Source organism: Campylobacter sp. 2014D-0216 (assembly GCF_014931215.1).
Taxonomy (GTDB): Bacteria; Campylobacterota; Campylobacteria; order Campylobacterales; family Campylobacteraceae; genus Campylobacter_D.
Genome location: NZ_CP063089.1, coordinates 158976 through 184307 on the forward strand (window position 1 = coordinate 158976; position 25332 = coordinate 184307).

Annotated in this window: 22 protein-coding genes; 9 read left to right on the plus strand and 13 right to left on the minus strand. The window is 32.0% G+C overall.

Translation table 11 applies throughout. From position 1 onward, the window contains the following. Positions 1-13 precede the first annotated feature (13 nt). From A0083_RS00910 to topA, 3 genes are read right to left on the minus strand one after another with little or no spacing between them, the layout of a single operon-like run. On the minus strand, positions 14-1192 hold the full coding sequence (locus tag A0083_RS00910) for a cation:proton antiporter (protein WP_197553447.1): 1179 nt from the start codon (positions 1190-1192) through the stop codon (positions 14-16). Then, positions 1173-2009 (minus strand): biotin synthase, encoded by an 837-nt coding sequence (locus tag A0083_RS00915; RefSeq protein WP_120760221.1) that lies wholly within the window; start codon positions 2007-2009, stop codon positions 1173-1175. Before A0083_RS00915 ends, A0083_RS00910 begins: the two co-directional genes overlap by 20 nt. Continuing rightward, positions 2009-4093: a type I DNA topoisomerase gene (gene topA / locus A0083_RS00920; protein ID WP_442861584.1), complete on the minus strand. Its 2085-nt coding sequence runs from the start codon at positions 4091-4093 to the stop codon at positions 2009-2011. The genes A0083_RS00915 and topA overlap by 1 nt, the downstream gene beginning before the upstream one ends. A 128-nt stretch (positions 4094-4221) precedes the next feature. Here topA and A0083_RS00925 point away from each other — a divergent pair, with 128 nt between their 5' ends. The 3 genes from A0083_RS00925 (at position 4222) to A0083_RS00935 (ending at position 9615) form a co-directional block, all read left to right on the plus strand. Beyond that, positions 4222-5943 carry a motility associated factor glycosyltransferase family protein gene (locus tag A0083_RS00925; RefSeq protein WP_197553450.1) on the plus strand — a complete coding sequence of 574 codons (1722 nt, stop codon included), beginning with the start codon at positions 4222-4224 and terminating at the stop codon, positions 5941-5943. A 73-nt stretch (positions 5944-6016) separates the two neighbouring features. Next, positions 6017-7723, plus strand: a complete 1707-nt coding sequence (locus A0083_RS00930) for a flagellin A (RefSeq protein ID WP_197553453.1) — start codon at positions 6017-6019, stop codon at positions 7721-7723. A gap of 185 nt (positions 7724-7908) precedes the next feature. Beyond that, positions 7909-9615 (plus strand): flagellin A, encoded by a 1707-nt coding sequence (locus tag A0083_RS00935; protein WP_197553456.1) that lies wholly within the window; start codon positions 7909-7911, stop codon positions 9613-9615. Between the two features lie 33 nt (positions 9616-9648). On the opposite strand, the gene A0083_RS00940 is transcribed toward A0083_RS00935, so the two are convergent. The 5 genes from A0083_RS00940 to pseI form a co-directional block, all read right to left on the minus strand. Continuing rightward, positions 9649-11526, minus strand: a complete 1878-nt coding sequence (locus A0083_RS00940) for a motility associated factor glycosyltransferase family protein (protein WP_197553459.1) — start codon at positions 11524-11526, stop codon at positions 9649-9651. Next, a complete protein-coding gene (locus A0083_RS00945; protein WP_197553462.1) occupies positions 11523-13394 on the minus strand; it encodes a motility associated factor glycosyltransferase family protein in 1872 nt (623 codons plus the stop codon). Before A0083_RS00945 ends, A0083_RS00940 begins: the two co-directional genes overlap by 4 nt. Positions 13395-13398: 4 nt before the next feature. Then, on the minus strand, positions 13399-15135 hold the full coding sequence (locus A0083_RS00950; protein ID WP_197553465.1) for a motility associated factor glycosyltransferase family protein: 1737 nt from the start codon (positions 15133-15135) through the stop codon (positions 13399-13401). 72 nt (positions 15136-15207) lie between these two features. Further along, positions 15208-17130, minus strand: a complete 1923-nt coding sequence (locus A0083_RS00955; RefSeq protein WP_197553468.1) for a motility associated factor glycosyltransferase family protein — start codon at positions 17128-17130, stop codon at positions 15208-15210. Between the two features lie 2 nt (positions 17131-17132). Continuing rightward, complete coding sequence (pseI, locus tag A0083_RS00960) at positions 17133-18167, minus strand: pseudaminic acid synthase (RefSeq protein ID WP_197553471.1); 1035 nt, start codon at positions 18165-18167, stop codon at positions 17133-17135. Between the two features lie 116 nt (positions 18168-18283). Here pseI and A0083_RS00965 point away from each other — a divergent pair, with 116 nt between their 5' ends. The 3 genes from A0083_RS00965 to A0083_RS00975 are packed head-to-tail and all read left to right on the plus strand — an operon-like array spanning position 18284 to position 19757. Then, complete coding sequence (locus tag A0083_RS00965) at positions 18284-18706, plus strand: chemotaxis protein CheX (RefSeq protein ID WP_120760235.1); 423 nt, start codon at positions 18284-18286, stop codon at positions 18704-18706. After that, a complete protein-coding gene (fliN, locus tag A0083_RS00970; RefSeq protein ID WP_120760236.1) occupies positions 18703-18999 on the plus strand; it encodes a flagellar motor switch protein FliN in 297 nt (98 codons plus the stop codon). Before A0083_RS00965 ends, fliN begins: the two co-directional genes overlap by 4 nt. Continuing rightward, on the plus strand, positions 18996-19757 hold the full coding sequence (locus A0083_RS00975) for a hypothetical protein (protein WP_197553474.1): 762 nt from the start codon (positions 18996-18998) through the stop codon (positions 19755-19757). The genes fliN and A0083_RS00975 overlap by 4 nt, the downstream gene beginning before the upstream one ends. Here A0083_RS00975 and A0083_RS00980 read toward each other — a convergent pair. The 5 genes from A0083_RS00980 to plsY form a co-directional block, all read right to left on the minus strand. Then, positions 19754-21250, minus strand: coding sequence for a Ppx/GppA phosphatase family protein (locus A0083_RS00980; RefSeq protein ID WP_197553477.1), 1497 nt, complete (start codon positions 21248-21250; stop codon positions 19754-19756). The two genes, A0083_RS00975 and A0083_RS00980, sit on opposite strands and share 4 nt — an antisense overlap. After that, on the minus strand, positions 21250-21495 hold the full coding sequence (locus A0083_RS00985) for a YfhL family 4Fe-4S dicluster ferredoxin (RefSeq protein ID WP_012660922.1): 246 nt from the start codon (positions 21493-21495) through the stop codon (positions 21250-21252). Before A0083_RS00985 ends, A0083_RS00980 begins: the two co-directional genes overlap by 1 nt. A gap of 117 nt (positions 21496-21612) precedes the next feature. Further along, the gene (gene hsrA, locus A0083_RS00990; RefSeq protein ID WP_197553480.1) at positions 21613-22287 is read right to left on the minus strand and encodes a homeostatic response regulator transcription factor HsrA; all 675 of its coding nucleotides are present in this window, start codon (positions 22285-22287) and stop codon (positions 21613-21615) included. A gap of 78 nt (positions 22288-22365) precedes the next feature. Continuing rightward, positions 22366-22683 (minus strand): dihydroneopterin aldolase, encoded by a 318-nt coding sequence (locus A0083_RS00995; RefSeq protein ID WP_120760243.1) that lies wholly within the window; start codon positions 22681-22683, stop codon positions 22366-22368. Next, entirely contained in the window at positions 22668-23279 is a 612-nt protein-coding gene (gene plsY / locus A0083_RS01000) for a glycerol-3-phosphate 1-O-acyltransferase PlsY (RefSeq protein WP_120760245.1), read from the minus strand. Before plsY ends, A0083_RS00995 begins: the two co-directional genes overlap by 16 nt. Before the next feature lie 204 nt (positions 23280-23483). On the opposite strand from plsY, the gene A0083_RS01005 reads away from it, so the two are divergent. The 3 genes from A0083_RS01005 to rpmA all read left to right on the plus strand — a co-directional run bounded on the left by A0083_RS01005 (position 23484) and on the right by rpmA (position 25240). Further along, positions 23484-24515, plus strand: a complete 1032-nt coding sequence (locus A0083_RS01005; RefSeq protein WP_197553483.1) for a cytochrome-c peroxidase — start codon at positions 23484-23486, stop codon at positions 24513-24515. 151 nt (positions 24516-24666) lie between these two features. After that, a complete protein-coding gene (rplU, locus tag A0083_RS01010; protein ID WP_039617324.1) occupies positions 24667-24975 on the plus strand; it encodes a 50S ribosomal protein L21 in 309 nt (102 codons plus the stop codon). Positions 24976-24985: 10 nt separating this feature from the next. Continuing rightward, positions 24986-25240, plus strand: coding sequence for a 50S ribosomal protein L27 (rpmA, locus tag A0083_RS01015; RefSeq protein ID WP_002862355.1), 255 nt, complete (start codon positions 24986-24988; stop codon positions 25238-25240). Positions 25241-25332 lie beyond the last annotated feature (92 nt).

Consider the following 25332-nt stretch of genomic DNA (forward strand, 5'->3'; position numbering starts at 1 on the left):
ATACTTAGTAGAATTATTTTCTACTAAGATTATTGATAAATTTAATCAAGCTAATAGCTAAAATCGCTTCAAGCAAGGCAGTAAGCACTAATCCTGAGTATATATCTTGTGTGATGATATTGGTTTGATAAGAAAGAGTGGCTATAGCAATAAGCAAGGTTAATGGCATTGAGTGGCTTAAGCCAAATAAAAAAGTATGTTTTAAACCTAAATTTTTGAAAAAAACCATAGCGCAAAGCATTCTTAAGGCTATCATAAAAAGTGTAAGAGAAAAAGCGATAATTAAAACTTGCGTATTTAAAAGCATTTGAAGTTTAAAGCTTGATCCTATATAAATGAAAAATATAGGGATTAAAAAGCCATAGCCAAAACTAGAAAGCTTGTGCTCTAGATCTTTTTTGTGATCAAAAAAAGTAGCTATAAATGAACCTGCGATAAAAGCTCCCAGTGCAACTTCAAGTTTAAAATAAATCATGATTGCAACTATGGCTATAAAAATAGCCATGCAAAATCTTATATCCTTTTCGTTTTGATCTTGCCAAGGCATGAGTATGGTTTTAAGTTGTGGATACCACCAAAACAACACTTCTAGAAATTTAAAGCCAAAAATACAAAGAGCCAAAAAACCTACCAAGTACAATAAATTTTGAGTAAGCGAGAAAAGATCAGCTCCTTTTCCTAAAAACGCAGCTGCTATGGTAAGTAAAACTATGCTCACAACTTCAGCCAAAGTAGCTACCACCATAGATACATTAAGCCACTCACAATTTTTTCCAAAATCCCTATAAAGCGTTGAGAGTAACCCCACGCTCATTACAGGTATGATAATGACAAAAATATAAGAAATATCCACGCTTTCAACCGCTAAAACACTAAAAGCATATAAAAGTATAATGTATATAAAAGCTTTATTAAGCAAGCTTCTTTCAGTGTTTAAAAAGGTTTTGAGGTTAATCTCCATACCTGCTATAAACATAAGGTAATAAAACCCTGCATTGGCTAAAAGCTTAAAATTTTCACTCTCGCCAATAAAACCTAAAAACCCTATAAAAGAGCCAAGCATAATTTCAGTGGCTGAAAGTGGGAGTTTTAAAAATTTAGCAATATAAGGTGAGGTTAGCAAGCACCCTGCTACGACTAATAAAATTTTTAAATCCGTAGCAGCTTGAGCATCAATGACACCCGCTAGCAAAGCTAAACCCCATTTGTTTTAGTTTTTGTATATCTTTGCTTGGTTCTTCGCCTTTGGTTGTAAGATAATCTCCTACTACTATGGCACTAGCTCCTGCGTCAAAAATTTCATACTGTCTTTCTTTTAACACTACCTCTCTACCACCTGCTACCATAATGTGGGCATTAGGTAGATCTTTTTTAGTGTCTTTGATGATGTTTAATGCTTCATCAGGATCAAGCAAGGCTTGTTTAAGTTTTAAATTTTCATTTGGTATAAAAAAATTAATAGGCGAAGAAAAAGGATCAAGTTCTTTTAAACTAGCTCGAAAACTTTTTCTATCAGCTTCACTTTCCCCAAGACCATAAATTCCACCACAGCAAAGCATTAAGCCCGCTTCTTTAGCATAAAGATTGGTTTGAAATCTTTGCTCCCAAGTATGCGTAGAGCAAATATTTGGGAAAAATTCTTTAGAGGTTTCTAGATTATGGTTGTATGAAAAAATTCCTGCTTTTTTTAATTCTTTGAGTTGATCTAAATTGGCTATACCATTACAAGCTATAAGCAAAAGCCCTTCTACTTCTTTTTGTACTGCATGAGCTACTTTACACACATATTCAAGTTTTTCATCATCAAGCCCAGCACCAGCTGTAACCAAACAAAAACCTAAAGCCTCGTTTTTTTTAGCCATTTTAGCTTCTAAAACAATTTGATCTATATCTTTTCTTTTGTATTTGTTGATATTTGTTTTTACATGAGCGCTTTGGGTGCAGTACTTGCAGTCCTCTCCGCACCCTCCACTTGCTATATTAGATATAGCACAAAGCATGATTTGCATTAAATTTCCTTTTTGATTTTACATTTTAAGCACTCTAAAAATGTGCCTTTTTTAAGTTCTTTAATGATCAAAGTTTCACCGCATTCGCTACATTTTTCTTCACTTGGTTTGTATTTGCTTATATAATTACATTTTGGGTAAGCACTACAACCATAAAATTTACCGCGCTTAGAAAAACGCTCTACGATCTCGCCTTCTTGACAGCTTGGACATTTTACGCCTATGGTGTTGAGTTTTTTCTCGCTTTTTTCTTCATTTTGTGTTTCTTGTTTTAAATTTCTTGAATATTTACATTTTGGAAAATTTAAACAAGCTACAAATTCCCCATATCTTCCTTTTCTTATGGCGAGTTCTCCACCGCAATCAGGACAAGTTTCATCTAGCTTGGTGACAGTTTTTTGGCTTTTGATGTTTTTCTTGCCCTCATCAATTTTCCTCATAAAAGGAAAATAAAATTCTCGTAAAACTTCTTGCCAATCCATCTTGCCTTCTGCGATGACATCAAGCGTATCTTCCATTTTGGAAGTAAAATCACTATCTACGATATCGCTAAAGTTTTGCTCTAAAACCTCTGTTACGACAAAGGCTATTTCATTAGGAATGATTTGCTTTTTATCTATACGCACATACTCTCTTGCACTTAGTAAAGAGATGGTAGGAGCGTAAGTAGAAGGGCGCCCTATGCCAAGATTTTCTAGCTTTTTAACAAGCCCAGCTTCAGAGTATCTTGAAGGTGGTTCGGTAAAATGCGAGTTAAGTTCTATGTTTTGGATGTTTAGTGTATCTTCTAGTTTTAAATTAGGTAAGATTTTGTCTTTATCCATATCTCCATAAATTTTATAATGACCATCAAATAAAATTTTTCTACCACTTATTTTAAAACTTGCTTCGTTTGATTTTACATATACATTTTGAGTTTGAGAGATGGCGGGATTCATTTGCGAAGCTAAGAAACGGTTATAGATTAAAGTATATAATCTTGCTTCATCTTTTTCTAAAAACTCACTTGCAAGCTTTGGGGTAAAGCTAAGGTTGGTTGGTCTTATGGCTTCGTGGGCTTCTTGGGCACCTTTGCTTTTGGTGGTATAGATATTTGCTTTGCTTGGTAGGTATTCTTTGCCAAAATCACTTTTAATGAGTTTTCTTACTTCTTCTAAGGCTTCTTTTGCGATATTTAAGCTATCAGTTCTCATGTAGGTGATCACACCCATGATACCTTGATGTGTTTTAACACCCTCATAAAGTTTTTGAGCGATCATCATGGTTTTTTTAGGGTTAAATCCTAGGCGATTGCTCGCGCTTTGCTGTAAGGTTGAGGTCATAAAAGGTGCTTGTGGGGCTATTTTTCTATCTTTGCTTTCTATGTCTTTGATTTTAAAATTTGCATTTTTACAAGCATTAAAGATTAATTTTGCTCTATCTTCATTAGTTAGACTTAGCTTTTCTATTTTTTGGTTTTGAAATTCAACTAGTTCTGCTTGTAAGTCTTTTTCAAAAACCATATCGATACTAAAGTATTTTAAAGGAACAAAAGCCTTAATCTCTCTTTCTCTATCGACGATGATTTTTAAAGCCGCACTTTGCACACGTCCTGCGCTTAGGCCTTTTTGAATTTTTTGATTGAGTAAGGGGCTAAGTTTGTAGCCTACGATACGATCAAGCAAGCGTCTAGTTTGCTGGGCGTTGACGCTGTTTATGTTTAAAGATCTTGGGTTTTTTAAAGCGTTTTCGATAGCACTTTTGGTGATTTCATGAAAAACTATGCGTGGCAAAGTGCTTTCATCTTTATTAATAGCTTTGGCTATATGATAAGCTATGGCTTCTCCCTCGCGGTCCTCATCGGTTGCTAGGTAGATGGTTTTAGCTTTTTTAGCTTTTTCTTTGAGTTCTTTTACTAAGCTTGAATGGTCATTGGAAATTCTATATTCGGGTTTGAAGTTTTCATCTTCTATTTTTATACCAAAGCTAGTTTTAGGTAGATCTCTAATGTGCCCTTTGGAGGCGATGACTTCGTAGTCTTTACCTAAAAAATTACCTATGGTTTTAGCTTTGGCAGGTGATTCTACTATGATTAAATTTTTCATTATTTTCCTTATATAGGATTAAATTAGTAAAAGTGTATAAAAAAAAGTTAAATTTTTTGCTTAGAAGGGTTTTTAAATCAAATATATTTAATGCTATAATTTTTATATTTATAATCATAGGAATAAAAATGTTTTTGCAAAAAAATTTACAAGCATTGGAATTTACCAACAAACCTTTACAAGAAAAAATCGCTTCTTTAAAAGAAGAAAGTTTTATCGATATATTTCCAAGTCAAACTCCGGTTGTGCCTTCTAAAGAGGATTTGCTTAAGCCTAACATATTTTTTTGTGGGATAGGCGAGGGCTTGTTTTTAAAAAAATTAATCAATAAGCATATTTTTATTTTTGATAAATGTGAGTTTTTTGCTAATGTTTTGACTAAGATGGACTTAAGTCAAGAGCTTGCAAGTGGTAAAATTTATCTTTGTGATGTGGAGGAAAAAAGACTAGAGGAATATCTTGTCTTGCTTTTTTCTCAAAAAGATTGCTTTGAGTATTTGGGTTTATTTAAACTTTTACCATATAGTGAGTGTTACAAGCAAAGTCCAATGTTTGACTTTGTTTGTCAAATTTGTAGTGATGTTATATTTAGGTCTGTGTTAAATACAGATACTAGTTTTGCTATGGAATCTAAAATGTACAAACAGTTTTTATCAAATATCCCTTGTGTGTTAGAAGATACTCCTTTTCAGCGCTTTATTTATGAAAATAAAGGAAAAAACAAAAGTGTCATTGTGGTATGTGCTGGACCTTCTTTAAATAAACAACTTGAGCTTTTAAAGGCATATCAAAATAACTTTGTAATTTTTGCTTTAGATGCTACTTATAAAACCTTGCTTAAGAATGAAATATACCCAGATTTTGTTTTCTCTATGGATATTCAAGATAAGTGTAAATGTTTTTATGAAAACTTGCCTAGTGAGGTTAAAAAGCCTATTTTTGTATTGAGTGGAAATATTAATAAAGCTTTGATTGTAACTTTAAAAGATAAGGAAAAAAAGATATTTATCTTGCAAAATTTAGATTATCAACAAAAATTCAATCTAAATGACTTTGGTTATTTAGATATAGGTATTAATGTAGCACATTTTGCATATAGTTTTGCTATGGCCTTGGGTTTTACTAATGTCATCATGATAGGTCAAGATTTAGCTTTTGATGAAAAGGGCAATTCTCATGCAGATGCGAGCGTATTTACTTTTCATGATGTAGAAGCAGCTGAGCATACAGTTGTAAAACTTGAAGTATTGGCCTATGGTAAATCAGGTTATGTGCAAACCCATATAAGCTGGGATGAGTTTCGAAAAAGACTCGAGGTATTATTTCTTTCTCATCCACATGTGAAATTTTATAATGCCACAGAAGGGGGGGCTTTTATCGATTATACTATAGAAAAGCCGTTTGGAGAGGTTTTGGAGTTATTAAAAGATAGTAAAAAAGATTATATTTTACCTAATGCTTTAAGTTTTAATAGACAAAAAAAAATACTTACAAAAATGCTAGAAATTTTACAAAAAGATCATTTAGAATTAAGTACTTTGTATGAAAATGCTAAGAAGATTTTAAATATTTTAGAGCAACATCAAACACAAGTTGCTCTTCATGAAGAGTTATTAAATATCATCACCCAATTTAATCTTTTGCTAGATGAGAGTAAGCTGCTACAAAGTTTCATGTATAAACCCTTGTTTTACCATAGAGGTTTTTTTCATGTTAGTTTATATCAAGATACGCAAGAGGCTTTGAAAAAATATATAGATTTTCTACATCTATTTTTAGAATTCATATCATTAAATCTTAATTCACTTCAAGAGGCTATAGAAAAATACAAAAATATTTTAAAGCTATAAATTTTTAAAAGATTTGCCGATTTAGTAAAAACAACTGCATGGAAGCGGTTGAATTTATTTAAAAGGATTTAAAATGGGATTTCGTATAAATACTAACGTAGCATCTTTAAATGCTCAAGCTAATGCTAACTTAAACTCAAGAGCATTAGAAAACTCTTTAGGTAGACTTAGCTCAGGTCTTAGAATCAACTCTGCGGCTGATGATGCTTCAGGGATGGCGATTGCTGATAGCTTAAGATCACAAGCAAACACATTAGGTCAAGCAATTAGTAACGGTAATGATGCTTTAGGTATTTTACAAACAGCTGATAAAGCTATGGATGAGCAGCTTAAGATCTTAGATACCATCAAAGTAAAAGCAACACAAGCAGCTCAAGATGGTCAAACTACTAAAACAAGAAACATGCTTCAAGCTGACATCAACCGCTTGATGGAAGAGCTTGATAACATCGCAAATACTACTTCATTTAACGGTAAGCAACTTTTAAGTGGTGGTTTTGTAAATCAAGAATTCCAAATCGGTGCTCAATCAAACCAAACCATTCAAACTAGCATTGGTGCAACCCAATCAAGCAAAATCGGTGTAACGAGATTTGAAACAGGTTCTATGTCACATAGTAGTGGCGTAGCTCAACTTACCATTAAAAACTATAATGGTATTGATGATTTTAAATTCCAACCCGTGGTGATTTCTACTTCAGTGGGTACAGGTATGGGTGCTTTAGCTGAAGAGATCAACAGGGTATCTGACATCACTGGTGTAAGAGCAAATTTCTTAGTAGAAACAACCGGTGTGGGACCTATCAAAGCAGGTAAAACAGACTCTAACTTTAGTATCAACGGAGTAAAAATTGGTGAAGTTGAGTATAAAGATGGAGATGAAAATGGAGCTTTAATCTCAGCAATTAACTCAGTGAAAGATACCACCGGGGTAGAAGCTTCTAAAGATGCCAATGGTAGATTAGTACTGAACTCAAGAGATGGTAGAGGGATTAAAATCGAAGGTAGTATGGGGCCAGGTGCGGGTATTTTAAAAGATGATTATGAAAACTATGGACGTTTGTCTTTAGTAAAAAATGATGGTAAAGATATCTTGATCTCAGGTTCCAACCTTTCTACTATAGGTATGGGTGCTACAGATATGATCTCTCAAGCTTCTGTGTCTTTAAGAGAATCTAAAGGAAACATCGACACTAATGTAGCCGATGCTATGGGCTTTAATGCTTATAAAGGTGGTGGTAAGATGATAGTTACTTTCTCTTCTGTTTCTGCTTTTATGGGTTCAAGTGGTAGTGGTATGAGCCAAGGTAGTGGTTTTTCTGTGGGTAGTGGTAAAGATATGTCAAAGGTGTATAACTCCACTGAAGCACTAGCTTTTGTTACAGCTTTCTCAGCTGCCTTTGGGGTAAGTCCTGGTAATGGGGTTTCTCAGTTTGCTAATTTTGCTGCATCGACAAATATAGCTGCTAAAGACCAACAAGCAGGAGTTACTACGCTTAAAGGCGCGATGGCAGTGATGGATATCGCTGAAACAGCTATTACAAATCTAGACTCTATTAGAGCAGATTTAGGTGCGGTGCAAAATCAAATCACAGCTACGCTTAATAACATCAGCGTAACTCAAGTAAACATTAAATCAGCTGAATCTAACATCAGAGATGTAGACTTTGCAGCAGAAAGTGCAAACTTTGCTAAGCACAACATCCTAGCTCAAAGTGGTTCTTATGCGATGAGTCAGGCTAATGCAATGCAGCAAAATGTAATGAGACTATTGCAATAGTAAAGAAATCCAAAACACCTTGAAAACTTTCAAGGTGTTTGTAGTGTAAAAATATCCTTTTGTAAAAATATCCTTTTGTAAAAATATCCTTTTGTAAAAATATCCTTTTGTAAAAATATCCTTTTGTAAAAATTGGAACACTTCTTGCTTTTGTTGCTGAAAGCAATATTTTGAAAGGATTTAAAATGGGTTTTAGAATAAACACCAACATAGGTGCAATGAATGCACATGCAAATTCAACAATCACAGCAAGAGAGTTGGATAAATCTTTAGGTAGACTGAGTTCAGGTCTTAGAATCAACTCTGCAGCTGATGATGCTTCAGGGATGGCGATTGCTGATAGCTTAAGATCACAAGCTGCGACTTTAGGCCAAGCGATTAACAATGGTAACGATGCGATAGGTATTTTACAAACAGCTGATAAAGCTATGGATGAGCAGCTTAAGATCTTAGATACCATCAAAGTAAAAGCAACACAAGCAGCGCAAGATGGACAAAGTGCTAAAACAAGAAACATGCTTCAAGCTGACATCAACCGCTTGATGGAAGAGCTTGATAACATCGCAAATACTACCGCATTTAACGGTAAACAACTCTTAAGTGGAAATTTTGTCAATCAAGAATTCCAAATCGGCGCTCAATCAAATCAAACAGTAAAAGCAAGCATAGGCCCAACCCAATCAAGTAAAATCGGCGTAACAAGATTTGAAACAGGTTCTATGTCACATAGTAGTGGCGTAGCTCAACTTACCATTAAAAACTATAATGGCGTGGATGATTTTAAATTCCAACCCGTGGTGATTTCTACTTCAGTTGGTACCGGTATGGGTGCTTTAGCTGAAGAGATCAACAGAGTAGCAGATGTAACCGGCGTAAGAGCAAATTTTATAGTGGAAACAACAGGTGTTGGAGCGATTAAGGGTGGTATCACAAGCGATGATTTTAAAATTAATGGTGTGACTATAGGCAAGATCGAGTATCAAGATAGTGATCAAAATGGAGCTTTAATCTCAGCAATTAACTCAGTGAAAGATAGCACAGGCGTAGAAGCTTCAAGAGATGCCAATGGTAGATTAGTACTGAACTCAAGAGATGGTAGAGGGATTAAAATCGAAGGTAGTATGGGGCCAGGTGCGGGTATTTTAAAAGATGATTATGAAAACTATGGACGTTTATCTTTAGTAAAAAATGATGGTAAAGATATTTTGATCTCAGGTTCCAACCTTTCTACTATAGGTATGGGTGCTACAGATATGATCTCTCAAGCTTCGGTATCGCTAAGAGAATCTAAAGGAAGAATTGACTCTAATGTAGCTGATGCTATGGGCTTTAATGCTTATAAAGGTGGTGGTAAGATGATAGTTACTTTCTCTTCTGTTTCTGCTTTTATGGGTTCAAGTGGTAGTGGTATGAGCCAAGGTAGTGGTTTTTCTGTGGGTAGTGGTAAAGATATGTCAAAGGTGTATAACTCCACTGAAGCACTAGCTTTTGTTACAGCTTTCTCAGCTGCCTTTGGGGTAAGTCCTGGTAATGGGGTTTCTCAGTTTGCTAATTTTGCTGCATCGACAAATATAGCTGCAAATGATCAGGCTCCAGGAGTTACTACGCTCAAAGGTGCGATGGCTATGATGGATATAGTAGAAACTGCAACGGCAAACCTAGATGCCATTAGGGCGGATATCGGTGCGGTGCAAAATCAAATCACAGCTACGCTTAATAACATCAGCGTAACTCAAGTAAACATTAAATCAGCTGAATCTACCATCAGAGATGTAGACTTTGCAGCCGAGAGTGCAAATTTCTCAAAGTATAACATCCTAGCTCAAAGTGGATCTTATGCGATGAGTCAAGCTAATGCTGTGCAACAAAATGTTCTAAAACTCTTACAATAATCCTTAAAGCGGGTACCCCCCCCCGCTTTCTTTTTATATCAATTTTCTTTTTTCTAAAACATCTTGCAAAGGTATGATGGCTATTTTTAAAGCTTTTTCTTGCACTAAGGTAAGTTCTGTGATGTCTTCAAGCCATGCTTTGTGTGCTTCAATCCATGCAACTAGTTTATTTTGTTTGTCGCTTTCATTATGCATAGCATGAACGTAAATTTTAGAAAAAGTACTTTCTAAGTGAAACAATGAAGGGCTAATTACCTCTCTTAAAAAGATATGTTTTTTGCTTTCAAGTTTTTCTTTTAATTTATCGATTTTTTCATTTAGCTCATGAAGAGTGTGGCGAATTTTACCTTTATGGTAGAGTTCTTTGTGGAGTTTTTTACACTCTTTTAAAAAAGCTTGACTAGTTTTGATATTTTGCTTAATTTGTTTATAAGCTTGTAGCATAAGCTCTTCGCTATCTTTGCGTTTTGGGTTTTGTAGTTTTGGAAAAGGTTTTTTAAGATCTTCTTTGAGTAAATTTTCACATAATTCTTTAAAAGGTTTTTCTATGGTACCTTCTATCCTTGCTCCACCTTCAGTAGCATTATAAATTTTTACACCATTTTGTTTGTGGATTAAATTTTCAAAAACTTGTTTAAATAAAACCCAAACTTCTGAGCTTTGCGCATAGCCTTTTCCACCATAAGCAAGAACTTTAAATTTATCCTTATCTTTTTCATAATCTCCTTCATGATAAGCACTATGGATGAAACCTTCAGTATGTGAGTCGCCTTTTTCGCTATAGGCTAAATCTTGACCGATTAAAATGATATTTTTATGTCCTAGTAAAAGCGCTAGTTCATAGTTTAAGTGCGCTACGCTCATACCACCACCAACATAGCCATAATCATGCAAACCCAAAGAGTAAGCAAAAGGTAGAGATCTAGAAACTAAAATGTATTTGCGTTTATTTTTCTCTAAAAATTCAATACTATCTTTATATACCAAAGATACCAAAATAAAAGTGATATCTTTATCAAAATCTCCAAAGTCATTATCAAAACATTTAGATACCACATCATCTCTTTCTAGCATACAAACATAATCAGGCTTGATCCCTTCTTTTGCTAAGATAGGGTAGGCACTATCAGCGCAAAATATAGTTGCATTTTTGCTATATTTTTTAAGTAAAGGAAGTTGTTTTTTTAAAGAAGGTCCAGTGGCTACCAAGATGGCATTTTGGCTTTTATTGCTTCTTTTTTGCTTAAGCTCTTTAAAGCTTGGGTGGGTTAGCATTTTAGGTAAGTTTAAGACAAATTGTTCAATGCCTTGCATTGCATCAATAGGATCATTTCCTCTTCTTAGTGCAATGCTTTTTATTACTTTAAAATTTAAATCACTGATGTATCTGATTTCTTCTTTATGATCTTCATAAAAATGTGAATGAATGTGTAAATCGTAAGTTTTTAAAAAAAGATCTAAAAAACTACAAAGAGTATCAGCTTTTGCATAATTTAGTTCTTTAGTATGAATTAAAATCAACCTTCCCGATGAGAGTTCTTGAGAGAAATCAACCATATTCAAAACTAAAAATATAAGCTCTAAATCTCTTTCGTATACAATAACTCTTTTATGAGTTTTATTTGCAAGTAAGCTTTTATAAAAAATTCCATTGCCCAAACCATAAAAAAACAAATAAGGGTAACGAGTATAGTTTTTGTTAAAAAATTCTAGTTTTTCTTTGAGTTCATCTAAAGGATTGATATAGATATTTTTTTGATTTTTATAACAGATATTGCAATTTAAAGGATCTTTGTCAAATACATAAAGATAGTCTTTTGTTTCTTTAATCCTTCCTAGTTTACGTTTTAGACTTTGGTATGCATCTCCCCCTAGTGCCTTGATATTTTTTTTATAAATTTCTGTTTTCATGGCTTACCTTTTATTTGTGATAAATTTTTATATTTTTCTAGATTATTTTCTAAAAGTATATCGTTCAAAAGCGACTGATGTTTATCGATGATGTATTTTAAATTTTCTAGCGTGGTAATCACAAGTTTAAAATACTCAAAATGAGAAAATATCCAAGCTTTTATTTTTTCCATACGCGTATATTCATCTGTGGGTATAATGACATAAATTTTTGCCAAAGCAAAACGAAGTTGGTCTAAAAAACAAGCCAAGAGTATTTTAATGGCATGGTTTTTTTCAAAATCATCTAAATCTAAATTTTCTAAATAAAACATGACTTTTTCAAAATCATTATGATTTTCTGCGATAAATGTCAATTGTTTGGTGTATTTATCGATATAATAATAAATATCATTTTGAAGGGTTAAAATTTTATAATAAGTTTTTAATAAATATTCTTGCTTTTTATAGTAGGGAAATTGTTTTAATTTTATAAAGTTTTTATCAATAGGTGTTGAAAGTAGTAGCTTACAAAGTTTCTCAAAAGATTCTTCTGTAGCTCCTTCTATCCTCGCTCCACCTTCGGTGGCATTGTAAATTTTTGCTTTAGATTGTGTGATGAGATATTCTAGGTTAACTCTAAATGTATCCCAAGCTATGTGGGTATAAACTTTACTTTTACCTCCATATGCTAACACTTGAATTTTTTCTAGATTACTTTCATAGTTTGCACTATACTTGTAGTTTTTAGGATGAGATTCGCCTAGATTATTATAAGCCAAATCTTGACCTATAAAAATAATGTTTTCAAATTTTAATAAATTAATAATTATGAAAGCTAGATGAGCAACGGAAAGCGCTAGATCAACATAACCAAAACTATGCAAAGCGAAATAATACTCAAAAGTTTCTTTTGAAATGAGCACGAATTGTCTATTGTTTTGTTTTAAATATTTTATAGCATTTGGATGAACTAATGATGTCAGAATAAAAGTTGTATTTTTATCAAAATCTCCAAAATCATTATGAAAAAATTCCGCAGTAACCTCTCCTCTTTCTACCATAAATACATAGTCAGGTTTTATGCCTTTTTCATACAAGATAGAATATGCACTATCTGCGCAAAAAATAACAGCATTGTTTTGATATTGCTTTAAAAGATGGAGTTGTTTGGTGAGAGATGGTCCTGTTGATACTATAATCGCATTTGATTGTATTTGTTTTCTTTTGTTTATAAACTCCTTAAAACTTGGCCTTGAAAGCATATCGGGTATATTTTTTAAAAATTGATCTATGCCTTGTAGCGTATCTTTTGCATCTGTTCCTTTTATGGTTGCTATGGATTTTATACAAGATAAAAAGACGCTGTTTAAATTCAAAATATCGGTTTGAAATTTCTCATAATACTTGCAGTGAATTTCCAAAAAATAAGTTCTAATAAATTCTCTAAAAGGGTTTTTAGAGATCAAAGAAAGTAGCATAGGTGTATTGATATTATCTTGAGTGATGATTAATCTCCCTTCTTGTAGTTCTTTTGAAAAATCAATATGATAAAACAAAAATTGTATTAGACTTAAGTTTTTTTCAAAAACTACTATGTGTTTTATGTTGGGGTTTTGCAACAATGCTTTATATAAAATTCCATTGCCAAAGCCATAAAAATACAAAACAGGATATAATTTATACATTTGATTATATTTTGTTAGCATATTGTTAAGTTCCAAAATGGGATTTTCATAAAATACCCCCCCCCATTCATCTTTGATATTTATATCTAAAGGGTCATTTCCTTGTATTATTTGGTAGTGATGCTTTTGAGATTTTTTTAAAATTTGTTGAAAAGAAGGGTTTAGCGACTGTATATTTTTTTCAAAAAGTTCATGATTCATAAAATTATGCCTTTAAATTTTCTTTTATGGTTTTGTTGTATTCTTCTAGGTATAGTATAACTTCTTGGAAAAAGTCAATTTGTTGCATTAAAAACAAATCAGTATTTTTGTCTTTTTCGACCTTATATTTTAAGACTTCACATTCATTTTGAAAACACCTAGCTTGCAAAATATCTGAAAAAAAATCACTTTTAGGTAGTTTCAGCCTTAGTTTTTCTAGTTTTTCTAAATTTTTTTCTTGCATAGCTTTTTTACATTCGTTGATGTAAATTTCGCTTTGTCTTGTAAGTTTACTAAGTCTTTCTTTGCACTGCTTGATTTTTTTTTGTGGGTTTTTAGGTTTTGCTAAGATGTTGTTTTTAACAATTTTTTCTTTTAGTAGTGTTTCGCATAGTTCTTTAAAAGGCTTTTCTATAGCTCCTTCTATCCTTGCTCCACCTTCAGTGGCGTTGTAGGTTTTGATTTTTAAGATATCTCTTGCTAAGGCGATGTCTTTTTCGAAACTTTTTAAAAATAAATACCAAGTAAGTTGTGTTTTTACTTCACCCTTTCCTCCATAAGCAGGAATCATCTTATAAACAACTTCTTCATCGCCTTGTTCACCATATAAATGTTCTTTAGGGTGGGATTTGCCATCATCATCATAAGCTAGATCTTGCCCGATTAAAATAATATTTTCAAATCTTAACCCCCCGGCTAATTCATAAGCCATATTAGCAACACTCATACCATTACCTAAAAAGCCATATTCATTTAAACCAAGCTTGCTTTCAAAAAACAATGGTCTTAAAACAAGCATGTAGTTTCTGTTGTTTTTTTCTAGATATTTTACTGTATTAGGATGGGTTAAAGAGGCGATGATAAACAAGATATTTTGATCTATTTCTTTGAAATCATTGTTAAAAAATTCACTAGTAAAGTCAACTCTTTCTAAAGAGAAAACATAATCAGGCTTGATGCCAGCATTAGCTAAAATAGCATAAGAGCTATCGGCACTAAAAATTACGACATTATCTTGGTATTGCTTTAGCAAAGGAAGTTGTTTTGTTAAAGATGGTCCAGTTGAAACAATAATAGCGTTCTTTGCTTTTGCTTTTTTTTCTTTTATAAGATTTTTTAGTGGTGTGTGAGAGATGATTTTTTCTAGATTGATTACATTATGTTTTATACCTAAGAGAGCATCTTTTGGATCGTTTCCATGTGCTAGCATGAGTGTTTTGATGGTGTTGAGTAAAATTTGCATGATTTTTTGAGCATTTGCTAGATAAAAGTGGGTATAAAACTCATTATAAAAATTAAAATTAAAAATTTTCAAAGTATGTTTGATATTTGGATAATTAAAAAGAATATTTAATTGTGCTGTATTGATATGAGGAGGATAAAATAAAATCAGTTTTTCTTTTTTGATAAAGTGGCTAAAATCATATAGATAAAATGCAAGATGTAAAATTTCTAATTCATCTTCGAAAATCACAATATGTTTGAGGTGTTTATTTTCTAAAAGTTTAAAGAAAAAACTTCCACTACCAAAACCATAGAAAAATAGCACAGGATAAAACTCAAACTTATCAAAATCAAATAGGTGGTTTTCATCTAAGAAAATTTGATTTTGTTGATCAAAAATTTTACCATCTATAAGCTTAAAACGAGTAGTTTGGGAAATTTTTCTAAGTTCATATGCTAAAATTTGGTCCACTTCAAATAAAGCTTGGGTGTTTTTTAAAAACAATTCTTTGTTCATAAAAGTCCTTATGGATATGGTTGGTTTGAATTATAACGAAAAAACATAAGGACTTTTTGAAGCTATGATTTGTTAGAATATTGTGACTAGTGGCTTGGTGTTTTTGATCTTGTTGATTTGCCGAGTTAGTTTATTTTCTTCTAGTTTTAACTCTAAATTTTTTATATTTTTTTCTAAAGTGCTTTTTAGTGCTTTTATATGGTTGTTTATTGTGGTGATCCACTCTAAATGCTCTTTGATCCAAAGATAGTTTTTGTTAAATACATCTTCATGAGTTTTGGGATTTAACACATAAATTCTAGCAAGATTGAGTTCAAATTGAGTATTTAATGGGTCTATAAGCTCTTTTGTAAACATAACATTGTTGATTTTTTCTTTAAAAACATCTAGTTGTTTTATGATGTTTTTAAAATTATTCTCATCATTGCTTAAAAAATTCAAAGTGTTGGACATAAAAGCACATTCTTTTTCTAAATATTCGCAAATTTTTATCGCTTTGTGGGTTTTATGAAAAGATTTTAGCATGAGTTCTATCTGCTTTGTGGAGTTAAGTTTTTCAAGTTTAGCAAAGTGCTTTTGCGGTTCTTTTGCTAGCAATTCTTCGCATATTTGTTTAAAAGGCTTTTCTATAGCTCCTTCTATCCTTGCTCCGCCTTCAGTGGCGTTGTAGGTTGAGGTGTGTTGTTTAGAATTTAAGATGATATTTTCAAGTTGGGTTTTAAAAAGCATCCAAGTTTCACTTGTTTTGACATAATGAGTTCCTCTGTAGCTTATGGTTGTTAAACTATAGTCAATTTCTTGAGGATTATAAGTATCATATTTTCCGTAGTGATACTCCGTAGGATGAGATGATCCATCTTTAGCATAAGCTAGATCTTGTCCTATAAAGATGATGTTTTTGTGTTCTAGTTTTAATGCTAAAATATAAGCCATCGTAGCCACACTACTTCCCATTTCCATATATCCAAAATCTTTTAAAGCTAAATGGTATGCAAATGGACGAACGTCTGATATTGTTCCAATATGTGGTTGTTGTGTTTTTTTGAGATACTTAAAAGTGTTAGGATGCACTAAGGATTTTAAAACAAAAACAATATCTTTGTCAAAATCCCCAAAGTCATTATTAAAAAATTCACTAGTAAAATCAACTCTTTCTAAAGATAAAACATAGTCAGGTTTTATATTATGTTTTGCTAGGATGGGGTATGCACTATCAGCGCAAAATATGCTAGCTTTATCAGCATATTGTTTTAATAAGGGAAGTTGTTTGATTAAAGATGGGCCAGTTGATACTATGATGGCGTATTTAGAGCTGTTTTTTCTTTTTAGTAGTAATTCTTTAAAAGAAAAATTAGAAATAATATCAGGAAGATTATAAATGTAATTTTCAATCCCCATTAATGCATCTTGGGATGAATTTCCTTTTGTAAGAATGGTTTGTTTAATATATTTTTGCATATTTTGGTTGGTTGTTAAAATATCTTCTTGATATCTTTCATAGTAATCACAATGTAAATCCAAAAAATATACACGTAAAAAATTAAAAAAAGGACTAGTGGAGCAAAGCATTTGAAAATCAACTGCTTGGAGGTTTGAAGCATCTAAGATAATTAAAGCATTGTTTTCTAATATATCGCTAAAATCTAGCACGTGAAAACTCAGATAAATAAATTCCAATTCTTTCTCAAAAACAACAATTTTTTGTCTATTTTTGTTCTGTAATAAAGCTTTATATAAAATTCCATTTCCAAAGCCGTAAAAATAAAGTACAGGGTATAGTAGATATTGATCATTGTATATATTCAATTTTTCATTTAATTCACTTAAGCTATTGTTATATAGTGTATACCCCCCCCCATCATGAATAAAATTAATATCCAAAGGATCGCTTCCTTGGAGAATTTGGAAATTTCTTTGTTTAAAATGAAGTAGTTTTTCTTTTAGTTTTGTATTTTGCAATGCTTGGATATTTTTTTCAAATACACTTTTATTCATTGTTATCCTTTAAAATGCTTTTGTTCTAATGCTGTGCCAAATTCTATATCACAATTGGCTTTTTTACCAAGTATGATAGGCAAAAACTTAGGATGTAAACCTAGGCTTGGTCTTACGCTTTTTACATTTTCTAGTGTAAAAATTTCACCTTTTTTGATATCTTTGCTAGCATATAAGCTTCTTGCAAAATGACGGTTTTTTAAGGTTTTTTCATCCATCGCTAAACTAACATCGCCTAGTGCTTGTTCGCTTTTTCTCACCATGTCACACATTTGTTTAAATGCTTCAAAATCAAGACTAAATTTCGCATCGGCACTATTTAAGGTTTTATCTAGTATAAAGTGTTTTTCTATCACTCTTGCTCCAAGGGCTACGGCTAAAGCAGGCGCTAAAAAACCCTCGCTATGATCGCTTAGGCCTACTGTGGTTTTAAATTTTTCTTGTAAAGTTTTTATGGCATTTAAATTTAGATCGCATATTTGAGAAGGATAAGCTGAAGTGCATTTAAGCAAGATTAGATCAGGGTTGTTTTCTTCTTGAAAAATTTTAGCGATCATTTCAAGTTCTTCTTCATAAGCAATACCAGTAGAAACCAAAGTCGGTTTTTTTTCTTTTGCAACAAATCGCACAAAGTCATAATCATTGACTTCAAAAGATGCGATTTTATAAGCAGGCGGATTAAATTGTCTTAAAAATTCTACATCTTGTTTAGAAAAAGGACTAGAAAAGCAGATTAAACCTTCATTTTTAGCGCACTCAAAAAGTTTTTCATGCCATTGGTAGGGAGTTTTAGCTTCTTCGTATAATTCATATAGTTTTCTTCCATGCCACAAACCACCTTCTATGGTGAAATCTTTTTTATTGGAATTTAGTGTCAAGCTATCTGGTGTATAGGTTTGTATTTTTATAGCATCAGCACCCGCTTTTTTAGCCGCTTGTATGGTTTTTAAAGCTATATCAAGACTGCTTGCGTGATTAGCTGAAAGTTCTGCGATGATGAAAACTCGTTGGTTTAGATCAAAATTTCCTATAAACATTCTAAAGCCCTTTTTTGTCTAAATAAAATTATGATATTGTATATTTTAATTATTAATTATGGTTAAAGGTTTATTTAGTAAAATAAATTTATTACAAGTCTTTTTAAGGAAAAGCTATGACTAAAACACTTGAGTATTCAATTCACCATTTTTGTGAGCATATTTTAAAATTAAAAATTTCACCAACAAGCATTATTCGCGGTGAGCTTTATGGAGCTTCTATACCTTTGTATTTTAAAGAAGAGGAGTATAGCTTTTATTTGTTTTTTCAGAAAAAAGCTTTAAATGAGATCGCACATTTTTTATTGCATGAAGAATTAAAAGAAGATGATTTGGCAGATTTATTAAAAGAAGTAGCAAATCAAATCGTAGGTTATGCGAAAAAATTACTCAATGACACGAATGGAAAAGATGAGTATCGTTTGGGTGTTCCTGAGTATTTAGGGCGTATTGATGGTTTTTCAAAAATTAAGTTAAAAGAAAAATTTACTTATGAGATGAAAAATGCTCGTTTTAGAATAGGCTATAAAAAACTATGATAGATGATCGCTTAGGTTTATTGCAATCTTATGAAGATATTTTAGATATCAGCGTGGATTTTGTGAGTGAGCTTGGTACAACCAATATGAGCGTAAAAGAACTTTTAAAACTAGAAGTAGGTTCTGTGATAGATCTTGAAAAGCCAGCAGGTGAGAGCGTGGAGCTTTACCTTAATAAAAGGATATTTGGCAAAGGCGAGGTAATGGTGTATGAGAAAAACCTTGCCATAAGGATCAATGAAATTTTAGATTCAAAATCAGTATTGCAGTATTTCAAAAAAGAATTGCAATGAAAATATTTTGGATTTTGCTGCTAGCATTGCCACTTTTGGGGGCAAAAATTCTTAATTATAATATCTACCCAAGAGAAGATAGGGTAGATATCACTTTTTCTTTTGACACGCCTTATAAAGAAGGGATAAGCCAGAAAAAGAAAAATGATATTGTTATTTTTACTTTAGATGCTAAAACTGTAAAAGAAGAAGATAAGGTATTAAATTCAAATATCATCAAAAAAATCAAGATCTTTTCAGAAGGAGAAAAGACTTTCATTGCTTTGAGCGTTGGTGATAAAATAGAAATTAGCGCTGATAGCATAGGAGAATACGGCTTAAGATTGCGTGCGCAAAAAGAGGGTGCAAATTTAACGAGCAAAAAAACCGCAGAGGAAAAAACCAAGGAAATGAATATGCAAGAGTATGATTTTACAAATTATATTTTAGTGTTGAGTGTTTTGATTCTTTTGCTTGTAGGGCTTTGGTTTTTGAAAATGTATTTAAGACAAAAGCACCCACTAGATCGAAATTTTAATTTAATTTTTCAACGCCCACTAGATAGACATAATCAATTAGTTGTATTTGAATACGGATTAAAACGTTATACGATGATTATTGGTAATTCAAATATAGTTTTAGAGACAAGTCAAGCTACAATGAAAAGTGAAGAAGTGACTAAAACTCCACCAAAGTCAAAAGAGAGAGATTTTGACTCTTACTTTGAAGAAAACAAGCAAAGACTGCAAAATTTACTTTCAAAGCAAAACAGTATTTAGCTTTTTTGATTAAAAGCTAAAATGATCAGTTTTGGCTTTGAGATTTTTTTGATTTCTTCTTTTGAAAAATAAATTTTTCTTTTATTGGAATAAATATATAAAGTATGATTTTTTAATACAAATTCTAAATTTTCATCGCTATCTTTGGCAAGCTTGTTGGCTAAAGCTAGAATGAAATTAAGCCATGTCAGTATATGGTGATTAGGCAGTAACGCTTTAATATGTTCTATACCAAATGGGTTGATTTTTTTGCCATTGGCTTTTAAAAGTGTCCAGATGAGTAAAATTTCTTGATGTGAAAAGCCAAAATGCAAACCGTTTAATGCCATATATGCACTGTGTTCATTGGCAAAATAAAAATTAATCCTTTCGCCTATATGGGTTAGTTTTGCTGCATTTATGAGGTCTTTTTTATAAGAAGCTTCAATTTTATGAAGCGGTGAAAAAACTTCAAAGAGCTTATTTGCAAAATATGCACTTTTATCAGTGTAGTCTATATCAAAACGATCTTGTAAAGATTTTAGACTTGGATTGAAGTTGGGTGGAAATTTTGCATTAAATTTTGAAAAATCAGTGGTGTCGTTTTTTATCTTGGCGTATTTTTGAAAAAGATTTGATAAAAACACCCCTTCTCTTACACCTACTGCAGATGTGATGATGTTTTTAGCTTTGAGGTTTTTTGCTAAAGCTAGAAAGATCACACAACCTTCTTTAATAGTATCAAAGCGATCTTTTTTGATGTTAAAATCGATCAAATTTTTTGCATTTTGAATTTTTTCTATATGACTTTTTTCTTTTTCAAAACTGTAGCTAAAATTATGGATCATTTTTAAAGGATAAGAGTTTTTCTTCATGATAGAATTTGATAATGCTCTTAAACTCCCTCCTATGGCGATGATATTATCATTTTGAAAGTGTTTTGGTACTTGTGTAAGAGCTTCTTGTATGAATTGATCTAAAGCATTTAATCTTTTAGTATCGTAAAAAATTTCTTTCAATCTTACTGTGCCAAGATCAAGTGAAATACAGTCTACAATTTTCCCTTCTTTAATTAAACAAAGTTCGGTGGAGCCACCACCAATATCAATAGTGGTGGCATTTTGGACATTAGATAATAAATTAAGCGCAGCAAGACCACCTAAGAAAGACTCGGTTTTTCCGTTGATACATTTGATATTTAAGCCTACATTTTTTGCAATTTTATTGATAAAATCCTTCGCATTAGGCGCATCTCTTAATGCAGAAGTCCCTACAGCGATGATTTTTCTGCATTTTTCTTTTAAGGCTTTTTCTTTGAAGTAGGCTAAAGCTTTTTCAGCCTTAAGCATAGCTTCTTCTTGAAGAATTTTATTATTATTGTACGCATTTTCTCCAAGTCTTACTTTCTTTTTGTGCTCACTACAAATAAAAAATCCATATCTTGAGGTTCTTTCAAAAATCACCATACGAACGGAATTGGAGCCAAGGTCAATTACTGCGGTTTTTTTAGCCATTAAATATCTTTGTTTTTGTGTTTTAAACGAAGTTCATCAATGCTTTCTACATTGTCAGGATCAGGTATGATACAATCTACCGGACAAGCTACAATGCAAGCGGGTTCTGAAAATTCATTTACACATTCAGTGCAAAGATCAGGATCGATAACATAAATTGGATCGTTATCATAAATTGCTTCATCTGGACATTCTTCCCTGCATGCATCACAGGATATACATTCTCTAGTGATTAAAAGTGACATATTTTTCCTTTTTATGAGTAATATAGTAAAACTTATACTATATAAAAACTTATAGCTAATTTAAACAGAGGAAAATAGGTATAATTTTTAGAATGAATTCATCATTCTAAAAATTTATCAGTTGGTTTTTTTAGGAAAGCAAAAACGATAGCCTCTACGGCGTACGGTTTCTATAGTTGAGATATTAAGAGGTTTATCCATTTTTTGTCTAATTTGATTAATCGCAACTTCTATTACATTCGGAGTGACAAGCTCAGGTTCTTCCCAAATGGCATCTAAAAGTTGTTCTTTTGATACGATTTGATCTGAATGTCTAGCTAGGTGAGTTAAAACCTCAAAAGGTTTTCCTTTTAATTCTATGTCTTTTCCTTGATAAGTGATTTTTTCTTCATCTGGATCGATCACTAAATCATCAATTTTAATCACATTTGTACCGCCAAATCTAAGTCTAGCTTCAATTCTTGCCATTAAAATTTCAAAGTCCAAAGGTTTTTTAATATAATCATCTGCTCCTGCTTTTAGAGCTTTTATTTCATTTTCTTTATCTGCTTTTGCGCACATTGTAACGATTGCAGTTCTTGGAGATTTTTGTTTGATTGCGTTGATTAAATCACCCGCATCGCTATTACCAATAGTCCAATTTGATAATACTAAATCATAATGTCTAATACCTATAAAATACTCAGCGTCTTTAAAATTTTCTGAAGTATCACTTTGATAACCAAATTCGTTTAAAGTGTTAGATAGTGTTTTGTTCAGTGATGCTTCATCTTCTACAACTAAAATACGCATTTTATTCCTTTGAAGAAAGTTTTACTAAAAAAAGTATAACACAAATTAAGCAAATATTCAAAATTCTTTAAAAAAATTTTAATATTTTTTACTTAGACTTGCCCCAACCCTAGCATTTTTGATGATATCAGGTTTGTAGCAAGTGATGTGGATAAACTGCAATTTTTTATGACGTTTTTTTGTGTCTTTGCATATGTATTTTAAAGATTTTTCTATAGTTTTAAACTTTTTTTTCTTATAAATTTTTTCAATCCTAGCGCATAATTTTGCATAATCTAGAAATTTTTTGCTTTTGGCTTCTAATTCTATCAAAACACTTTGTTCTTGAATTCTTTCAAAATCCAAAAGCCCTATAATGCATTTAAATTCCAAACTAACTTTTATATGACTTTGCATTCTTGCTTCCCAATTAGTCTTAAGATGTTTGGTATGTGTTTGTACACCACGATAAAAGCAATGATGAAAATCGGAGCATGGGTGTTAATAACCGGCATGTCATAGTGAAATACAAAAGAAGTTGTGATTAAAACAACTAAAGCACCTAGTGAAGCAAGGCTTGAAATTTTAAATACCTTACCTATGATAAACCAAGCTAATACCGCACATAAAATTTCTAGTGGTAAAAAGACAGCTAAAACTCCAGCGCCAGTAGCTACTCCTTTTCCACCTTCAAATTTTAAATAAGGTGAAAAGCAATGACCAAATACAGCTAAAACAGCCATAGTCCATAAAATGTTAGCATCATAACCCATTGATTGTGCTATTAAAATAGGAATAATCCCTTTAAGTGCATCTAAAACAACAGTGCTTATAGCAAGTTGTTTGGCTAGTTTAGGGTTATTTTCTTTTACCACTCTTAAGACATTAGTCGCACCTATGCTTTTGCTACCTGAATTTTTGATATTAGTTTTGGCAAAAATTTGAGCTAGCAAAAGTCCAAAAGGTATAGCCCCTATAAGATAAGCTAAAAGATAAATGATTAAATTTTCCATATATTCATACCTTAAAATTTATAAAACATTTTCTTGAAATAATAATAAAAAAACGCTGAAATAATTATTTAAGATATATTTTGTCTTATAATAATTTTTATTTATAAATATAATTTTTTTATTTTGTTTAAAGAAAATTATAGATATATTTTTAATAAGTTTATTTTTATGTAGACTTCATTTTATCTTAATTGGGAGTGGATAATGAAAAGAGTTTCATTGTGGGCTGTGTCGTTGTTGGTTGCTTCGAGTGTTTTTGCTAATGATAGGGCTTTGCTTGATGAAGCAAAAGCTGCTGGTTTGGTGCCTTTGCCAAAAGATCAAGCAGCCGTTGAAAAACTTTTAAAACAAATGGGTGTAAAAGTTAGTAAATTTTCTAAGGAAAAAGTTAATCTTGGTAAGAAATTGTATTTTGAACCAAGACTTTCGAAAAGTGGTTTGATTTCTTGTAACACCTGTCATAATTTAGGCATGGGAGGTGCTGATGGGATAGCTGCTGCTGTAGGACATAAATGGACTGCTAATCCTCATCATTTAAATTCGCCAACAGTTTATAACTCGGTTTTAAATTCAACTCAATTTTGGGATGGTAGAGCAGGTAGCTTGGCTGATCAAGCAAAAGGACCGATTGAAGCAGAACCCGAGATGGCAACACCGGCAAAATTAGCAGTGGAAAAAATTTCTTCTATGCCAGAATATGTCAAAGAATTTAAAAAAATATATGGCAGTAATGGCGTAACTTTTGATAATATTGCAGATGCTATTGCGACATTTGAAAGAACGCTTTTAACACCATCTAAATTTGATAAATTCTTAGAAGGTGATACAAAAGCATTAAGCAAAAAAGAAAAAGAAGGTTTGAAAACTTTCATTGATAAAGGTTGTACGGCTTGTCATACAGGAGTAAATTTGGGTGGTAGCATGCAGGCTTTCCAAGTGGCAGCTAAATATAAATTCGCAAATGTAGGGGATTTTAAAGGCGATGCAAATGGTTTGGTTAAAACTCCAACTTTAAGAAATATTGCCGAAACTGCTCCATACTTCCACAATGGTGCGATTTGGTCTTTACAAGAAGCAATTAAAGAAATGGGTAGTGTACAACTTGGTATAGAAATTTCTGATAAAGAAGCAGCTTCTATAGAAACCTTTTTGCATACTTTAACAGGAAAAAAACCTAATATTACCTATCCACAGCTTCCAAAGGCTACTGAAAAAACTCCAAAACCACAGCTTTGAGTTGTATCTTAAGGCGCTTTTTGCGTCTTAAGCTTACTTTATATAAAATCAAGATATAATTACCGCTTTTAACCATTAAAGCTTTCTAAATTTATGTGTATACATAATGCTTTATGGTGCTACCAAATACATTTTAAGAAAGGATAGCTGTATGTATGCTATTATAAAACACAGCGGAAAACAATACAGAGTAAGCCAAGGTGATGAGCTTAAACTAGATCGTTTTGAAGCTGAAGCAAAATCAAGCGTAGAAGTAAGCGAAGTTCTTGCTGTATGCGATAAAGAATTAAAGGTAGGTGCGCCGTTTGTTGCGGGTGCAAAAGTTGTTTTAGAAGTGATTGCTCATGGAAAAGACAAAAAAGTTGTGATTTATAAAAAAAGACGCAGAAAAGACTCAAAATTAAAACGCGGTTTTAGAAGACAATTTACTCGCGTTAGAGTAGTAGATATTAAAGCTTAAGGAGTAAAGAATGGCACACAAGAAAGGTCAAGGTTCAACTCAGAATAATCGTGATTCTATAGGTCGTCGTCTAGGTGTTAAAAAATTTGGTGGAGAATTTGTTCGCGCTGGTAACATCATCATTCGCCAAAGAGGAACAGCAACTCATGCAGGTAATAACGTAGGCATGGGAAAAGATCATACAATTTTTGCTTTAATTGATGGTTTTGTAAAATTTGAAAGAAAAGATAAAAATAGAAAAAAAGTTTCTGTTTATCCTGCATAATTTTAAGGCTACTTTGTAGCCTTTTTCTTCTTTTTAGTCTTAATATATTAAAAAAAATATAATATCATTTTAAAAATTTATACTTTGGTGAT

Excerpts from the sequence above, each read along its gene's own strand:
- A0083_RS00935 (WP_197553456.1), top strand. The coding sequence starts at position 7,909 with ATGGGTTTTAGAATAAACACCAACATAGGTGCAATGAATGCACATGCA.
- plsY (WP_120760245.1), bottom strand. The coding sequence starts at position 23,279 with ATGGAAAATTTAATCATTTATCTTTTAGCTTATCTTATAGGGGCTATA.
- fliN (WP_120760236.1), top strand. The coding sequence starts at position 18,703 with ATGATAGATGATCGCTTAGGTTTATTGCAATCTTATGAAGATATTTTA.
- A0083_RS00925 (WP_197553450.1), top strand. The coding sequence starts at position 4,222 with ATGTTTTTGCAAAAAAATTTACAAGCATTGGAATTTACCAACAAACCT.
- A0083_RS00940 (WP_197553459.1), bottom strand. The coding sequence starts at position 11,526 with ATGAAAACAGAAATTTATAAAAAAAATATCAAGGCACTAGGGGGAGAT.
- A0083_RS00965 (WP_120760235.1), top strand. The coding sequence starts at position 18,284 with ATGACTAAAACACTTGAGTATTCAATTCACCATTTTTGTGAGCATATT.
- rplU (WP_039617324.1), top strand. The coding sequence starts at position 24,667 with ATGTATGCTATTATAAAACACAGCGGAAAACAATACAGAGTAAGCCAA.
- rpmA (WP_002862355.1), top strand. The coding sequence starts at position 24,986 with ATGGCACACAAGAAAGGTCAAGGTTCAACTCAGAATAATCGTGATTCT.
- topA (WP_442861584.1), bottom strand. The coding sequence starts at position 4,093 with ATGAAAAATTTAATCATAGTAGAATCACCTGCCAAAGCTAAAACCATA.
- A0083_RS00995 (WP_120760243.1), bottom strand. The coding sequence starts at position 22,683 with ATGCAAAGTCATATAAAAGTTAGTTTGGAATTTAAATGCATTATAGGG.
- A0083_RS00975 (WP_197553474.1), top strand. The coding sequence starts at position 18,996 with ATGAAAATATTTTGGATTTTGCTGCTAGCATTGCCACTTTTGGGGGCA.
- pseI (WP_197553471.1), bottom strand. The coding sequence starts at position 18,167 with ATGTTTATAGGAAATTTTGATCTAAACCAACGAGTTTTCATCATCGCA.
- A0083_RS00945 (WP_197553462.1), bottom strand. The coding sequence starts at position 13,394 with ATGAATCATGAACTTTTTGAAAAAAATATACAGTCGCTAAACCCTTCT.
- A0083_RS00950 (WP_197553465.1), bottom strand. The coding sequence starts at position 15,135 with ATGAACAAAGAATTGTTTTTAAAAAACACCCAAGCTTTATTTGAAGTG.
- A0083_RS00980 (WP_197553477.1), bottom strand. The coding sequence starts at position 21,250 with ATGGCTAAAAAAACCGCAGTAATTGACCTTGGCTCCAATTCCGTTCGT.
- A0083_RS00955 (WP_197553468.1), bottom strand. The coding sequence starts at position 17,130 with ATGAATAAAAGTGTATTTGAAAAAAATATCCAAGCATTGCAAAATACA.
- A0083_RS00930 (WP_197553453.1), top strand. The coding sequence starts at position 6,017 with ATGGGATTTCGTATAAATACTAACGTAGCATCTTTAAATGCTCAAGCT.
- A0083_RS00985 (WP_012660922.1), bottom strand. The coding sequence starts at position 21,495 with ATGTCACTTTTAATCACTAGAGAATGTATATCCTGTGATGCATGCAGG.
- A0083_RS01005 (WP_197553483.1), top strand. The coding sequence starts at position 23,484 with ATGAAAAGAGTTTCATTGTGGGCTGTGTCGTTGTTGGTTGCTTCGAGT.
- hsrA (WP_197553480.1), bottom strand. The coding sequence starts at position 22,287 with ATGCGTATTTTAGTTGTAGAAGATGAAGCATCACTGAACAAAACACTA.
- A0083_RS00915 (WP_120760221.1), bottom strand. The coding sequence starts at position 2,009 with ATGCAAATCATGCTTTGTGCTATATCTAATATAGCAAGTGGAGGGTGC.